We start from the raw sequence: 15,299 nt of genomic DNA, 5'->3' as shown, positions 1-15,299 counted from the left end.
TTGGATTTCCTCACTTCGTTGTGCGGACTCACTGCAGGGCAAACACCCTCTGAATATCAGCATCGAGCGTTGAGCCGGAACTGTACAGTGCCGCAGGCCCCAATCGCCCTCAGATGAGCATCGCCTGCCGCACACTGGCGGCCGACGCGGCGCCGCCGTCGCCTGACGAGGAGACCCTTCCTGCTGCGAGGACGTAGTAGCTGTCGGCAGCATGCAGTGCGAAGCCGATGTGCTGCTCCACCAGGAGGATGCTCATGCCGTCGCGCCGGGACAGGTTGATGATTGTCGCCTCGATCTCGGCCACAATGTTGGGCTGGATGCCTTCGGTTGGTTCATCCAGGATCAGCAGGCGCGGGCTGGTGATCAAGGCGCGGGCGATCGCCAGCTGCTGCCGCTGGCCGCCGGACAGCAGCCCGGCCCGCCGCGCCAGCAGCGGCCGGAGCGCGGGAAACATGTCGAGGGCCTCCGCCAGGCGTTCGGCGCCTTTCCTGCGGCCATCCGCGATGAGCTGCAGGTTCTCCAGCACAGAAAGCTGCCCGAATGACTGCTGGCCTTGCGGAACATAGGCCATGCCCCTCGCCACCCGCTGGTGCGGGCGGAGGCCGGAGATGTCCTCCCCGTCCAGGGTGATGCGTCCGGCCGTGGGTTTGAGGAGTCCGACGACGGCGCGCAGCAGTGTCGTTTTGCCGGCACCGTTGTGCCCCAGCACAGAGACAACGGCACCGTCCGGGACGGTGACGTTCACCCCGGAGATCACCTGGGTACGGCCATACCCGGTCTGCAGGTCTTCGATTTCCAGCATCAGTGGCCTTCCGTTCCAGAGGTCCCGAGGTAGACCTCCTGCACTTTCGGATCTGCCTGCACCTGCGCAACACTTCCCTCACTGAGGACCTTGCCTGCGGCAAGGACGGAGACTGACGTGGCGAATTCCCGGACGAAGTCCATGTCATGCTCGATGACCAGCGTGATCCGGCTGGCCGCGATGCGGCGCAGCAGTGCGCCTGTTTCCGCGCGCTCGTCCTGGCTCATCCCTGCGATCGGCTCATCCAGCAGGAGGACGTCCGAATTCTGCACCAGCAGCATGCCGATCTCCAGCCACTGCTTCTGCCCGTGCGCCAGGATCCCCGCCTGCTTCTCCGCCGCACCTTCCAGGCCGATGATTTCCAGCGCCTCCTCCACCGCCGGCTCCACGGCCTTCCGGCGCCGCAGCATCTGCAGCGGGCCTCGTCCCGAGCCGGCAGCGATGTCGAGGTTCTGGAGCACGGAAAGGTTCTCAAACACGCTCGCGGTCTGGAAAGTGCGCCCCACACCCAGCCTGGCGATCCGGTGAACCTTGCGGCCGAGGATCTCCGTGCCTGTGTGGTTCACCGATCCCGTTGCTGGCACCAGGCCGGTCATGGCATCGATCACGGTCGTTTTCCCGGCACCGTTGGGCCCGATCAGGAACCGCAGGTCCCCCTGGATCACATCAAGATTGACGTTGTCCACGGCGAGGAACCCGTCAAAGGACACCGAGAGGTTGCGGACTTCAAGGTATTTGGGCCGGCCGTGGCGCAGGCCGCCCGCCTGGGGCTCCCCCTCTGGGAGCAGCGTGGGTGTGCTCATCTGGTGACCTCCTCAGGCGCTGTTGCCCTGCCGTGAGCTTCTGGATTCGGCACACCGGGGTCCGGCTTAACCGGCCCGGGCGCTGGCGGATCCGGGACTGGGGGCTGCGCTCCACGCGGGACTTCGCGCCGCCTGCGGACCAGGGCCGGCAAAGACGCAAGCCCGCCCGGCATAAAGCCAATGACCAGGACAAACAGCAGGCCCTGGAAGTAGACCCAGAAGGACGGGAAGGTGGAGGACAGACCGGACTGGGCCGCTGCGACGCAGACGGCGCCCACCACCGGCCCCAGCAGGGTGGCCCGGCCTCCGATTGCAACACCGATAAGGAACGCGATGGAGGGGATCACACCCACGTCCGCCGGTGAGATGATCCCGACCAGCGGGACGAAGAGCGCCCCGGCAACGCCTGCCAGCACCGCGGCCACCACGTAAATGACAGTCTTGACGGTGGCCGGGTCGTAGCCCAGGAACCGGACGCGTTCCTCCTGGTCGCGCACGGCAACCAGCAACTCGCCGAACCGGCTGTGCATCAGCTGCCGGGCAACGGCGAGCGAGAGCAGGAGCACCACCGCCGCGATCATGTACAGCATGAGCTTGTTGTTCGGGTCCTTCAGGTCAAACCCGAAGAAGGATCGGAAGCCGTTGAGTCCGTTGGAACCGCCGGTTGTGGCCTGCTGGCCGATCAGGAACACAGCGAAGGCGGCCGCGAGGGCCTGGCTGAGGATCGCAAAATAGGCGCCTTTCACGCGGCGCTTGAAGATCGCCAGGCCCAGCACGAGTGCCACCAGCCCCGGAACCAGGACCACGGCCAGGAGCGTCACCGCCGGGCTCCGGAACGGTTCCCACCAGCCGGGCACCTCCCCGCTGCCGTACAGCGACATAAAGTCCGGCACTCCGGAACCGCCGAACAGTGATGCGTCGGCCAGCTTCATGTGCATGGCCATGATGTAGGCGCCAAGTCCGAAGAACACCCCCTGGCCCAGGGTCAGCATGCCGCCGCGTCCCCAGGCCAGGCCGATGCCCACCGCCACGATGGCAAAGCAGAGGAACTTCCCCAGCAGGCCCAGGTTGAACGCCGGAAGGATCGCGGGGGCAACGCCCAGGAGCAGGACCGCCCCCAGGGTGAATCCGGCTGCGGTTCCCACCGGGCCGCGTAAGAGTGTTTTCATGCCAGGCTCCTCGTTTTGAGGCTGAAAATGCCCTGCGGCCGAAGCTGCAGGAACACCACAATCACGATCAGGATCAGGACCTTGCCGATGCTGGCCGTCGTCGAGTACTCAAAGACGGACTGAAGCACGCCCAGGGCAAAAGCGGCGATGACGGCCCCCTTGATCTGGCCGATGCCTCCTGCCACCACCACCAGGAAGGCGTCCACAATGTAGTTGGTGCCCAGGTACGGGCTTGTTGAGCCAATGAGGGTGACGGCGACACCGGCGATACCGGCCAGGCCGGAACCGATGAAGAACGTCAGCTGGTCGCTGCGCCGGGTGGAGACCCCGGACGTTTCGGCGAGGTCGCGGTTCAGGACAACAGCCCGGATGCGGCGCCCTAGCGGGGTGGCCTTCAGGAGAAGGACCAGGCCGGCCAGGCACAGCAGCGAAAGGCCCAGGATAAAGAGCCGGGTCAGCGGGATGGGGGCGCCCAGCAGCTCGATGTTCCCCTGCAGCCACGCGGGTGCCCGGACGTCCACGCTGGGTGCACCGAAGATGTCACGCGCGGCCTGCTGCAGGATCAGCGCCACCCCGAAGGTAACCAGGAGGGTATCCAGGGGCCGGTGGTACATGCGGCGCAACAGCACCGCCTCGAGCACCAGCCCCAGGACACCTCCTACCAGGAAGCCTGCAGGAATGGACACCAGCAGCGATGCGCCGGCGTCGGAGATGGCCTGCTGGACCACAAAGGCCGTGTAGGCCCCGGCCATCATGAACTCCCCGTGGGCCATGTTGATGACCCCCATCTGGCCAAAGGTCAGCGACAGTCCCAGCGCCGCCAGGAGCAGCACGGAGCCGAGGCTGAGTCCGGCGAACATCTGCCCTATAAGGAGTTCCATTCCAACAGGCCTTCCCCTCGATGTTTCCGCGGTCCGTTACTTGGCCAGGTCCTTGGCCCAGTCGTAGGTGGCAAGGAACGGATCCGGTTCAACGGCCGCGGGCGAGGACCACACGGTGTCGATCAGGCCGTCGGCGTTGATCTTGCCGATGCGGGGGGTTTTGGTGATGTGGTTGTTTTCCCCGTTGACCGTGACCAGGCCTTCAGGGGCTTCGAAGATCACCCCGTCCGCGGCGGCCTGCACCTTGTCCACGTCGAATGAGGCGGCTTTCTCCACCATCGCTTTCCACAGGTACAGCGACGTGTAGGCAGCTTCCATGGGGTCGCTGGTGACGCGCTCGGCGCCGAACTTGGCCTTGAACGCGGCGACGAACTTCTTGTTGGCGGGCGTGTCCAGGGTCTGGTAGTAATCCCAGGCAGTCAGTTGGCCCTGCACGTTATCCAGGCCGACGCCGGGAACTTCCTCTTCGGCGATGGAAACCGAGACGACGGGCATGCTGTCCGCCGTCAGGCCGACGCTCTTGTACTGGCGGAAGAAGGCCACGTTGCTGTCGCCGTTGAGGGTGTTGAAGACTGCATCGGCTTTGGAGTCCCGGACCTTGTTGACGATGGTGGAGAATTCCGTTGAGCCCAGCGGGGCGTACTCTTCGCCGAGGATTTCGATGCCCTTGGCCGCGGCGTAGGCCTGGATGATCTTGTTGGCTGTCCGCGGGAAGACGTAGTCGCTGCCCACCAGAAAGAGGGACTTGGTACCCTGCTCGGCCAGGTAGTCCAGCGCGGGAATGATCTGCTGGTTGGTGGTGGCACCGGTGTAGAAGATGTTCTTCGAGGACTCCAGGCCCTCGTACTGCACGGGGTAGAAGAGCAGTGCGTCGTTGGCCTCAAACACCGGGAGCATCGCCTTGCGGCTTGAGGAGGTCCAGCCGCCGAACACCGCGGCGGTACAGTCCTGCTGGATCAGTTTCCCGGCACGCTCCGCGAACTTGGTCGGTTCGCTGGCGCCGTCCTCACTGATGACTTCGAGCTGTTTGCCCAAAACGCCGCCGGAAGCATTGATCTCTTCGGCGGCAAGGGACAGGGAGTCGAAGACCGTGCTCTCACTGATGGCCATGGTGCCGGACAGCGAGTTGATGAACCCCACCTTGATGCTGCTGCCGGAGGTGTTGACACAGGACGTGCCGCTGCTGGCGGTAGAGCCTGCCGACGCCGGGTCCGCAATCTGGCTGCCGCAGCCTGCCAGGACCGTGGCCATGGCGGCCGCCGCCAGGGGAAGGAACGCGCGTTTGGTGACCGAAACCCTCATGTGTACCTGCTTCTCACTCCGCCGCTGCACTGGTCAGCGGCTCGCCTCCGGGGTTTTGAGAAGTAACCCCTTGCGTTGAATGTAGGAGCGAATTGTTTCAGCGGGCTGCCTGGTTGGTTTCGAGGCCGTTTCGGGTTGGGCCCGCGGCCCCGGCGGAGGTCCGGGCTTACCGCAAACGTGTGGAATAAACAGCGTGCAGGGACGGCCGGAAAGTTAAACCTGCGGGAAATATTCCGCACCGTAACTTTGGCCGCACCGCCGGACACACTGCGGGTCGGAGCACGTTAGCCTGCCGCCGGCGCCACCCTTGTACCGGAACTGAACTGGTGGCGGGCCCAACGGGCGAGTCTTTTGCCCTTGCCCTTCCACCAGCTGTCTTCGTCCTTGTCATGATGCAGGCGGAAGATGATCGCCACCATCACAAACATGGACATACATACGTCGGTCCAGGACCAGGACAGTGCGTCGATCAGCACGCTCATGCCGGTGGCGATGATGGACGGGATGGCAAGAGTCCGGAAAACCGTGCTCGCCAGGTAACGCCGGTGCGATCTCGGCACCGACAGCGCGCGCACCATGTCAGAACACGCGCAGATCACCACCACGGTCTGGCCGATGGCCAGCAGGATCAGCCCGACACCGGAACCTGCAAAATTAACGACAGAAGAACCAAACACGTTAAACCCCCCAGAGGCTTGAACGAACCTGTGCTGTGAGACCAGCAATAGTTCCATTCAAGGCATTTCGGGCGGACCCGTCACGAGTAGTGAGTACTCTATTTTTCCGGTGCCTAGGTTCCCAGGGCCCTGGGGCGCCAGACGACAACGGCCTGGGACCGTGCGCGGGGCCGCTGTCCACGGGCAAGGCTCACCACATCTCCCGCTGCACCGGCGGCGAAGATCCTGGAGTCCAGGGGATCACGACGGCGGGCAATCTCCTCGGTGAGCTCGCTCACCCTGCGCTGGAGTGCGGCCACCTGGTTCTCGAGCTCAAGGATGCGTTTGATGCCCTCAAGCGAGACGCCCTCGTGGGAGAGCCGCTGGACCTGGCGCAGCATGTTCACGTCGCGCTGCGAGTAGCGGCGGGACTTCCCCGGTGCCCGGCTGGGCGAGACAATGCCCAGCCGGTCGTACTGCCGGAGTGTCTGCGGATGCATGTCCGCCAGTTCAGCCGCCACCGAGATCACGAAGATCGGCTGGTCAGCACTGATGTCCACGGTCTGCTCCGCTGCTTAGAGCCGGGCCTTGGCGGCCAGGCCCTGTCGAACATCGGCGTCGGCGGTGGCTTCGGCAAACGCCTTGACGGCCGCCTCGGCCTCTTTGTTCAGGTTCTTGGGAACCGCGACGTCGATGGTCACCAGGAGATCGCCGGTCGCTTTGCTGGTCTTTACACCGCGGCCCTTGACCCGGAGCGTGCGGCCCGACGGAGTGCCGGCCGGAACGCGGACCTTAACCTTTTCGCCGTCGATGGTGGGCACCTCAATGTCCGCGCCCAAAGCAGCTTCCGGGAAGGTGACCGGGACGTGGATGCGGAGGTTGTCGCCGTCGCGCGTGTAAAAATCGTGGGGCTTGACGGACACGGAAACGACCAGGTCGCCGTTGCCGGCCGGGGACGGCTGGCCCTTGCCGCGGACGCGTACTTTCTGGCCGTCCTTGATGCCTGCGGGAACCCGGACGTCGATGACTTCGCCGCTGGGTTCGCGCAAACCGATGGTGGTGCCGCGGATCGACCCCGCGAAGGAGATGCTGGTGGTCGCTGTGCGGTCTGCGCCCTTCTGCGGTCCGCGCTGGAAGCCGGTCTGGCCGCCGAAGCCGCCGCCGAACAGGTCGGCGAACTCGGGCGGAATGCCGCCGGCTGTGCTGAACCCGCCCGAGTGACGGCCGGCGTTGCCGGTAAACAGGCCGCCGAACATGTCCTCGAAACCGCCGTTGCCGCCTGCGGCTCCGCCCGGCGCGAACCTGGCCCCGCCGCCCATGGCACGGATGGCGTCGTACTGCTGGCGCTCGTCCGGATCAGAGAGCACCGAATAGGCCTCGGAGATGTCCTTGAACTTCTTCTCCGACGCAGCGTTCCCGGCGTTGGTGTCCGGGTGGTGCTGGCGGGCAAGTTTCCGGTACGCCTTCTTGATGTCGGCGTCGGAAGCGTCCTTGGCGATACCAAGGATCGCGTAAAAGTCCTTGTCCACCCAATCCTGGCTAGCCAATGGCGTTTCCTTTCAGAAGTCTTGCAACTGACAGCTCTCCGCGGTACAGGGGCCCCCGCCCCTACGCTGGGTGGCGAAGGATCTGCGATCCTTCGCCACCCAGCTCCGGTAGGCCCGATGCCACTCCCGGGGCCCCTGTACCGCTGCGAGCTTTGTGGTTATCTCACCTTACGCAGGGACTGCGACGATAACCTGTGCTGCGCGGAGGACGCGGTCGCCTGACCTGTAGCCGGAGCGGAGCACCTGGCTGACGGTGTCAACCTCGATGTCTTCGCCGGGCTGCTGGATCAGGGCCTCGTGGATGTTCGGATCGAACTCCACGCCGGTGTCGGCGATGCGGACCAGGCCGTACGTCTTCAGCGCGGTTTCCAGCTTGGTGGCGATGGCCGCGAACGGACCGTCGGCCAGGTCACCGTGCTGGCGGGCCGCGTCGATGTCGTCCAGTACCGGAAGCAGGGAGTTCAGGACGCCGATGACGGCCATCTCCCCTGCCACAGCGCGGTCGCGTTCAACGCGCTTGCGGTAGTTGACGTACTCAGCCTGCAGGCGGAGGAGGTCGTTCTTCAGCTCGGCAGCCTCCTCGTGCCCTGCACCCTGGGCCACGGATTCCTCCGCCGGCACCTCGATGCCGTTGAGGATCTCCTCGGCCTGGGCCAGTGCATCGCCGTCGGAATCCTCCGAACCCGCCAGCGGGGACGCCTCAGCGTGGTGCTCTCCTTCGGGGTGCCTGGCCGCCCCGGTCACCGGGTCAACCTTGCGGTTGTCCCGGATGACCGGTTCCTGGTGGCCGCCGGCCTGACGCTCCTCGGCTTCCCGGCTGGCGGATGAGTTGTGCTCTTCCTCGTTACCGTGGTGCGGCATGGCTACTTCTTCGCTTCGTCTTCGTCGATGATCTCGGCGTCAACGATGTCCTCATCGCCCGAGGCAGAACCAGCCTTCTCGCCGCCTGCAGCACCGGCGGCGCCTTCAGCACCTGCAGCGCCGGTGGCACCGTCCGGGGAACCGGCCTGGGCGTAGATGGCCTCGCCGAGCTTGCCCTGGGAAGCCTGCAGCTTCTCGAACGCGGTCTTCACAGCTGCGTCATCGGTGCCTTCGAGGGCCTTCTTGAGGGCGTCGACGTCGGCCTGGACCTCGGTCTTGACCTCTTCAGGCAGCTTGTCGGCGTTGTCGGCGATGAGCTTGTCCACGGAGTAGGCGAGCTGCTCGGCCGTGTTGCGGGTGTCGGTGGCCTCGCGGCGGGCCTTGTCCTCGGCTGCGTGCTCCTCGGCGTCCTTGACCATGCGGTCAATGTCTTCCTTGGAGAGCGCGGTGCCGCCGGTGATGGTCATGGACTGTTCCTTGCCGGTGCCCTTGTCCTTCGCGGAGACGTGCACGATGCCGTTGGCGTCGATGTCGAAGGTGACCTCAACCTGCGGGACGCCGCGCGGGGCCGGCGCGATGCCGGTCAGCTCGAACGTGCCCAGCGGCTTGTTGTCGCGGGTGAACTCGCGCTCACCCTGGAAGACCTGGATGGCCACGGACGGCTGGTTGTCATCCGCGGTGGTGAAGGTCTCGGACCGCTTGGTGGGGATGGCCGTGTTGCGCTCGATCAGGTGCGTCATCACACCGCCCTTGGTTTCGATGCCGAGGGACAGCGGGGTGACGTCGATCAGCAGGACGTCCTTGCGCTCGCCCTTCAGGACACCGGCCTGGAGTGCGGCGCCCACTGCGACGACCTCATCCGGGTTGACGCCCTTGTTGGGCTCCTTGCCGCCGGCCAGTTCCTTGACCAGTTCGTAGACGGCGGGCATACGGGTGGAACCGCCGACGAGCACGATGTGGTCGATCTCGGAGAGCTTGATGCCAGCTTCCTTGATGACGTCGTGGAACGGCTTCTTGGTGCGCTCGAGCAGGTCCTTGGTGAGGTCCTGGAACTTGGCGCGGGTCAGCTGCTCGTCCAGGTGCACCGGGCCGTCGGGGGTGACGGAGAGGTACTGGAGGGAGACGTTGGTGCTGGTGGAGGAGGACAGTTCCTTCTTCGCCTGCTCAGCGGCTTCGCGGAGGCGCTGGAGGGCGATCTTGTCCTTGGAGAGGTCGATGCCCTTGACCTTGAGCTGGTTCAGCAGGTAGTCCACGACGCGCTGATCCCAGTCGTCGCCGCCGAGGCGGTTGTCACCGGCGGTGGCGCGGACCTGGATGGTGGAGAAGTTGTCTTCGTCCTTGCCCACTTCGAGCAGGGAGACGTCGAACGTGCCGCCGCCGAGGTCGAAGACCAGGATGAGTTCGTCTTCCTTGCCCTTGTCCAGGCCGTAGGCGAGTGCTGCGGCGGTGGGCTCGTTGACGATGCGCAGGACGTTGAGGCCCGCGATTTCGCCGGCTTCCTTGGTGGCCTGGCGCTCGGCATCGTTGAAGTAGGCCGGAACGGTGATCACGGCGTCGGTGACTTTTTCGCCGAGGTAGGACTCGGCGTCGTTCTTCAGCTTCATCAGCACACGGGCGGAGATTTCCTGCGCGGTGTACTTCTTGTCATCGATCGCGACGGACCAGTCGGTGCCCATGTGGCGCTTGACGGAGGCGATGGTGCGGTCGATGTTGTTGACGGCCTGGCGCTTGGCGATCTCGCCCACAAGGACTTCGCCGGACTTGGAGAACGCAACGACGGACGGCGTGGTGCGGCCACCCTCGGCGTTGGCAATAACGGTGGGCTCGCCACCTTCGAGAACAGAGACGACGGAGTTGGTGGTTCCGAGGTCGATACCTACTGCACGTGACATGTGTTGCTTCCTTCTTTCCTTGGAAACTTGCTGGCGCCCACTCATTGAGCGTTCTGCACTCAACTTTACTCCGGGCTCGGGCCGTGTCAATCCAAAGTTGAGCGGCATACGCTCAACTTTGGGTTACTGATCACGGCCATGTCCGGAAAATCCCCGGAAATCCGGGCCTGCGAATGGCGTATTAATGCAGCAGCAGCCCGTTCGCTGTGCGTGAACGGGCTGCCGAATGACTCAATAAGGGGGCTGGGAGGCGCTGCTAGGACTTCCTATCCTCGTCTTCCTCAACCTCGCGGGCGGTCTCCGCTCCGCGGGCTGCTCCGAGCGTGCCGGCGTCGCCGTAGTTGCCTTCCGGGTACTCGCCCTCCTCGATCAACTCCTCGGCGCCGCCCACTACGCCGGCATCACCGTAATCGCCTTCCACATACTGGCCGCCCTCACCCTCCAGGCCAGGGGCGCTGCTGGCCTTGCGAGGCTCTTCGTCACGTGCGGTGTTCTCAGTCATGACTGGTCTCTCCTTCGAGGTTCCGCGTCCACCTGGGCGCACTTGGAGTTTACCCAGCATGGGCCGGGCGAAACAGGGGCCGGAGGCCGGCCAGAAGCGTGCGCGGTGTGGCGCGCCAGGGGCGGACTCAGCTCCTGCCGAAGCCTGCAATGCCCGCAAGGACGGCCAGGTGGTGCTCAAAGAGTTCTTCGCGGGCGCTGAACGTGTCGGGGCCGTACTGGCCGAACACCTCGAAGCTGACGGCACCGAACAGCGAGGTCCACACGAGTAAACCGTTGGCGATCACACCGTCAGGTACAGCGAGCCCAAGTCCCGTGCGGATCGCTTCGAAATCAGCTGACAGTGCAGGGGGTACGACGGCGGCACCCGCGTGCGGTGCCTTCAGCTCGCCGGCGCGGAACGCGGCGTCAAGGATCCCCACGAGGCTGTAGATCACCCGCGTGCCGGGCGCTTCGGTCCGATCTGCGGGCGCCCGGTACCCGGGAACCGGACTGCCGAACAGCAGGCCATAGCGCGCAGGCTCGCGCAGCGCCCATCCCCGGACCGCCTGGCCAAGCGCGTGGAACCGCCCGGCAAAGTCAGCGTCAAGCCCGGCACTGACAGCCACGTCCACCGCGTCGCCCAGTTCGCTGTAGGCGTCCACCACCAGGAGTGTGAGGAGCTCGTCGCGGTTGGCCACGTAGCGATAGACGGCGGAGGACACCACACCCAAGTCCCTCGCCACGGCACGGAGCGACAAGGCGGCGGCGCCGTGGGTTGCCAGGTGCTCCCTGCCCAGCCGAACGATGTCCGAAATGGTTTGCGCACGGGCACGTTCGCGGGGGGTGCGCGGGATGGTTTTTGTCTTCGTGGCAGCCTCACTCATGAACCCAGCATCGCATAGGCCAGAGCAGTGCAAACAATCGAGAGCACCGCTCTTGACAGCGCACCATCGGGGGGCGCACGCTGTTAGAGAGCAGTGCTCTCAATCAGCCGTGAGAAGGGACGAAGATGGACGAACTATTTGTTGTCACCGGGGCAGGTCCCGTTGGCTGGACGGTGGCAGAGCAGCTTGCCGGGCAAGGTAAACGCGTCCGGATCCTCACCCGCTCGGGCAGCGGTCCGGAGCATCCCCTCGTGGATCGCCTGACTGCCGACGTCCAGGACCCCAACCGGGTGCGGGACGCGTTCAGCGGCGCAACCGCCGTTTTCCACTGCATCCACGGCTCCTCGTACACGGCGGACGCATGGCGGGCGGAACTGCCCCCGGCCGAGCAAACGGTGCTGGCCGCGGCCGGCGAGGCGGGCGCCGTCGTTGTCTTCCCCGAAAGCCTCTATTCCTACAGCGAACCGGACCGTCCCATGACGGAGGCGGGCCCGCGGACAGCACAGGGCGGCAAGCGCGGCGTCCGCACGGAGCTGCTCAGTGCCAGGGACGCCTCGCCCACCAGCACCGCCAGCGTGGTTGCCGGCGATTTTTTCGGCCCGCGGGTCCGGAACTCACACGGCGGCGAGCGCATGGTTTTGCCCGTCCTGGCCGGAAAGAAGGTGTGGGTCATCGGCAGCGCCGACCAGCCCCACTCGTTCACCTATGTCCCGGATCTGGCGGCTGCGATGATCCACGCCGCGCAGACGCCGTCGTTGTGGAACAAGGTTTGGCACGCGCCCACCGGTCCGGCAGTGACGCAGCGGCAGCTGGCAACCGCCTTTACCGAGGCCGGTGGAGTGGCCGCCCCCAGGGTCGGGGCGATTCCGGGCCGGGCGCTCAGGGCCATGGGTGTCTTCTCGAAGGACCTCCGGGAGCTTGCCGAAACCCTGTACCAGTTCCAGAAACCGTTCGTGATGGACTCGGCCGCGAGCCAGGCCGCACTCGGCCTGCACCCCACGCCTCTGGCGGAGGCGGCTGCGGACACTGTCGCCTGGTGGCGGACGCAGGGCTGAGCCGCCCTGTCGCCCAGCCGCCCTACCGTAGCCCGGCACCCTCCGCTTCAAGCTCCGGCTCGTCGGCGCGCTGCGCGGCACTATCAAGCTCCGGCCGCCCCAGCTTGCTGGGCCACCAGATGCGCGGGCCGATGTCGTAGGCCAGGGCGGGGACCAGCAGCGATCGCACCAGGACCGTATCCAGCAGCACGCCGAAGGCCACGATGAACGCCAGCTGCACCAGGAACATGATGGGGATAATGCCGAGTGCGGCAAAGGTGGCGGCCAGCACCACACCGGCAGAGGTGATCACTCCGCCGGTCACGCCCAGCCCGCGCAGGATGCCCGGCCGGGTCCCGTGCTTCAGCGATTCCTCGCGGACCCGGCTCATCAGGAAGATGTTGTAGTCCACGCCCAGGGCCACCAGGAAGACGAACCCGAACAGCGGCACTGTCGCGTCTGCCCCGGGGAAACCCAGCAGGTTGTTGAAGACCAGCGCCGAGACGCCCATGGCTGCGCCGTAGGACAGCACCACGGAGAGAACTAGCAGGACCGGCGCCAGCACCGAACGCAGCAACAGCATCAGGATAAAGAGGATCACCACAAGAACCACCGGGATGATGATCACCAGGTCGCGCTGGGCCGTGGTGTTGGTATCCAGGGCCGTGGCGGTCACACCACCTACGAGTGCGCTGGCGTCCACCGTCTTCAAATCCGCACGCAAGGCCTTGACGACGTCCTCGGCCTCGATGGAATCCGCCGCGTAGTTGAGCGTGGCATTGATCAGCACCTTGCCCTCGCGGACATCGGGGTCGCCGGGAGTTCCGGGGGCGCCGGTGATAGGTACACTCCCCGCAGCCAGGAGGTAAGCGTCTCCCACGCCGTCGGCCGCTTTGACCTCCGCGAGCACCGTGTCAGCTTTGTTTTCGTCCGCAACCACGACGGCGGGGCTGCCGCTGCCGGCGTCGAAATGCCGCGCCAGCGCGTCCTGGCCGTCCACGGCGTTGGAGGCGGTGAGGATGACGTCGGTCTGCGGGACGCCGTTGGCTTTGAGCTGCAGGATGCCTGTCGAGGCGACCAGCAGCAGGAGGACGGACGCGATCCACACGGTGCGCGGACGGCGGGAGACCAGCAAGCCGGTGGCACGCCAGATGCCCTTCTGCCCTTCCAGGCCGGTGACAAGTTCGGGTTCCCGCTGATCTTCCGGGACCAGCTTGGGGCGGAACGGCCAGAAGGCGGCCCGGCCCAGGAGCGCCATCAGGGCGGGCAGCAGTGTGAGGGCGGCGAACAGCGAGCACAGGATACCGGCGGCAGCCACAGGACCCAGGCCCTTGTTGGAGTTCAGGTCGGAGAAAAGCAGGCACAGCAGGGCGATGATGACCGTGGCGCCGGAGGCCACGATCGGCTCCACGGACGTCTTCCAGGCAGTCAGCACAGCTTCAGTCCGGTTGCGGGTGTGGGTCAGGGCCTCGCGGAACCGCGCAACGTACAGCAGCGCATAGTCCGTGGCGGCGCCGATCACCAGGATGGACAGGATGCCCTGGCTCTGGCCGTTCAGCTGAATCCAGCCGAGTTTGGCCATCCCGAACACGAGCAGGATGGCCGCACACAGCGCAAACACTGAAGTCAGCAGCACCGCGATGGGCAGGAGCAGGGAGCGGTACACAATCAGGAGGATCACGAAAACGGCCCCCAGGGCCACGAGCAGAAGAATGCCATCAATCCCGGCGAAGGCGCTGGTCAGATCGGCGGCCAGGCCGGCCGGTCCCGTAACGAAGGTCTGCATGCCGTCAGGGGCGGCTTCGGCGACGGTGTCGCGCAGTTCCTTGACGGCCTCCTTGACCTCGCCGGACGAATCGATGGGGGCGATGAACTGGACCGCCTTGCCGTCCTCGGACGGGATGGGTCCGATCACGGCGCTGCCGAGCCCCAGTCCTTCAAGCCCGGCTTTGAGCGCAGCGGCCTCGCCCAGCTGCGCCGGCGTGAATTTTTCGGCATTCTCGATGACGATGACGGCCGGGACTTCGTTGGAGTCCCGGAATTTCGCCTGCCAGTCCTGCGCAGCCGTGGCTTCTGCGCTGGCGGGGAGGAAGGAAGCCTGGTCGTTCGACGAGACCTCGTCGAGCCGGCCGAACGTGGGTCCGCCGACGCCGGCGATCGCCATCCACGTCAGCACCAGCAGCACGGGAAGGAGCCAGCGCAGCCAGAACGGAACCCGCGCGCTGTGTTGGGGACTGGTTTTCATGATTCCTTCGGGGGTTCGGGGCGGGAGCGGTAGAATTGCTTCAATAATAGACTATCTCCATGATAGAGATAAGTGTCTATCGAGCAATTATCTGGCGAAGAGCGCCGTGACGGGTGTGCTGCAGTAATATCCGTCAGGGCAGCAGCGAGGATCAGCCCATAATTTATGGGGGCTGGAGGATCCACACGAGAGCGAAGGAGGCGGAACATGACGGACGAAGCGTTCCAGCGCCCGCCTGACTCTGCACCCCAGTCGTTGGTGCGGTTGCTGCAGGACTTCAGCCTCGAGGCCAACCGCTATGTCGATACCGCCGGCAGCCGGAAGGACATGCACCGTACGGACCTGAACGCGCTCGCCGTCATCATGCGCCACACTGCCAAAGGCCTTGTTGTCACCCCCGGCGTCCTCCGCAAGGAACTGCACCTCAGTTCGCCGGCCACCACCGCCCTCATCGACCGGCTGGACAGCTCGGGCCATGTGATCCGCGAACGCCACGGCTCGGACCGGCGGCAGGTCCAGCTCCGCATGACGCCCAAGGCGTTCCAGGACGGCGGGGCCATGTTCATGCCGCTCTCGCGCCACATGGGCGCGGCCATGGCTGAATTCTCGCCCGAGGAGCTGGATCTGGTCACCCGTTTCATGACGGCCATGGTGGAAGCCACAATCGCCGCCCGCCAGGAAGCATCCGACGGCGGCCCCTCCTCCCCGGCTGCGCCCCTCACCTGAGCCCCCCGCCCCCA

At 65.6% G+C, this 15,299-nt stretch carries 15 protein-coding genes; 2 read left to right on the top strand and 13 right to left on the bottom strand.

The genetic code is table 11. The annotated features are described in order from the left end of the window. Positions 1-109: 109 nt before the first annotated feature. The 12 genes from urtE to GUV69_RS16400 all read right to left on the bottom strand — a co-directional run bounded on the left by urtE (position 110) and on the right by GUV69_RS16400 (position 11,280). Positions 110-802, bottom strand: a complete 693-nt coding sequence (urtE, locus tag GUV69_RS16455; protein WP_164204356.1) for an urea ABC transporter ATP-binding subunit UrtE — start codon at positions 800-802, stop codon at positions 110-112. After that, complete coding sequence (urtD, locus tag GUV69_RS16450; protein ID WP_164204354.1) at positions 802-1,605, bottom strand: urea ABC transporter ATP-binding protein UrtD; 804 nt, start codon at positions 1,603-1,605, stop codon at positions 802-804. The genes urtE and urtD overlap by 1 nt, the downstream gene beginning before the upstream one ends. Further along, on the bottom strand, positions 1,602-2,774 hold the full coding sequence (gene urtC, locus GUV69_RS16445; protein WP_164204351.1) for an urea ABC transporter permease subunit UrtC: 1,173 nt from the start codon (positions 2,772-2,774) through the stop codon (positions 1,602-1,604). Before urtC ends, urtD begins: the two co-directional genes overlap by 4 nt. Next, positions 2,771-3,655: an urea ABC transporter permease subunit UrtB gene (gene urtB, locus GUV69_RS16440; protein ID WP_164204349.1), complete on the bottom strand. Its 885-nt coding sequence runs from the start codon at positions 3,653-3,655 to the stop codon at positions 2,771-2,773. The genes urtC and urtB overlap by 4 nt, the downstream gene beginning before the upstream one ends. Before the next feature lie 36 nt (positions 3,656-3,691). Then, positions 3,692-4,957, bottom strand: coding sequence for an urea ABC transporter substrate-binding protein (urtA, locus tag GUV69_RS16435; protein WP_164204347.1), 1,266 nt, complete (start codon positions 4,955-4,957; stop codon positions 3,692-3,694). 284 nt (positions 4,958-5,241) lie between these two features. Beyond that, on the bottom strand, positions 5,242-5,691 hold the full coding sequence (locus tag GUV69_RS16430) for a hypothetical protein (RefSeq protein WP_244292752.1): 450 nt from the start codon (positions 5,689-5,691) through the stop codon (positions 5,242-5,244). A gap of 56 nt (positions 5,692-5,747) precedes the next feature. Further along, entirely contained in the window at positions 5,748-6,173 is a 426-nt protein-coding gene (locus tag GUV69_RS16425; RefSeq protein ID WP_164204345.1) for a heat shock protein transcriptional repressor HspR, read from the bottom strand. A gap of 15 nt (positions 6,174-6,188) precedes the next feature. Continuing rightward, positions 6,189-7,160 carry a DnaJ C-terminal domain-containing protein gene (locus GUV69_RS16420; protein ID WP_208786660.1) on the bottom strand — a complete coding sequence of 324 codons (972 nt, stop codon included), beginning with the start codon at positions 7,158-7,160 and terminating at the stop codon, positions 6,189-6,191. Positions 7,161-7,328: 168 nt separating this feature from the next. Then, complete coding sequence (locus tag GUV69_RS16415; protein ID WP_164204343.1) at positions 7,329-8,021, bottom strand: nucleotide exchange factor GrpE; 693 nt, start codon at positions 8,019-8,021, stop codon at positions 7,329-7,331. Positions 8,022-8,023: 2 nt separating this feature from the next. Continuing rightward, positions 8,024-9,913: a molecular chaperone DnaK gene (gene dnaK, locus GUV69_RS16410; protein ID WP_164204341.1), complete on the bottom strand. Its 1,890-nt coding sequence runs from the start codon at positions 9,911-9,913 to the stop codon at positions 8,024-8,026. Between the two features lie 256 nt (positions 9,914-10,169). Next, positions 10,170-10,415, bottom strand: a complete 246-nt coding sequence (locus GUV69_RS16405; protein WP_164204339.1) for a hypothetical protein — start codon at positions 10,413-10,415, stop codon at positions 10,170-10,172. 127 nt (positions 10,416-10,542) lie between these two features. Continuing rightward, positions 10,543-11,280 (bottom strand): TetR/AcrR family transcriptional regulator, encoded by a 738-nt coding sequence (locus GUV69_RS16400; protein WP_164204336.1) that lies wholly within the window; start codon positions 11,278-11,280, stop codon positions 10,543-10,545. A 125-nt stretch (positions 11,281-11,405) separates the two neighbouring features. On the opposite strand from GUV69_RS16400, the gene GUV69_RS16395 reads away from it, so the two are divergent. Then, positions 11,406-12,335 (top strand): NAD-dependent epimerase/dehydratase family protein, encoded by a 930-nt coding sequence (locus GUV69_RS16395; protein ID WP_164204334.1) that lies wholly within the window; start codon positions 11,406-11,408, stop codon positions 12,333-12,335. 22 nt (positions 12,336-12,357) lie between these two features. Here GUV69_RS16395 and GUV69_RS16390 read toward each other — a convergent pair whose 3' ends face one another. After that, complete coding sequence (locus tag GUV69_RS16390; protein WP_164204332.1) at positions 12,358-14,559, bottom strand: MMPL family transporter; 2,202 nt, start codon at positions 14,557-14,559, stop codon at positions 12,358-12,360. Positions 14,560-14,766: 207 nt separating this feature from the next. On the opposite strand from GUV69_RS16390, the gene GUV69_RS16385 reads away from it, so the two are divergent. Next, a complete protein-coding gene (locus tag GUV69_RS16385; RefSeq protein WP_164204330.1) occupies positions 14,767-15,285 on the top strand; it encodes a MarR family winged helix-turn-helix transcriptional regulator in 519 nt (172 codons plus the stop codon). Positions 15,286-15,299: the final 14 nt, after the last annotated feature.

The organism is [Micrococcus luteus] ATCC 49442, assembly GCF_010367585.1.
GTDB classification, from domain to species: Bacteria; Actinomycetota; Actinomycetes; order Actinomycetales; family Micrococcaceae; genus Arthrobacter; species Arthrobacter luteus_A.
Note: the sequence above shows the minus strand (reverse complement) of the source record. Positions and strands in the feature narration are given on the sequence as shown.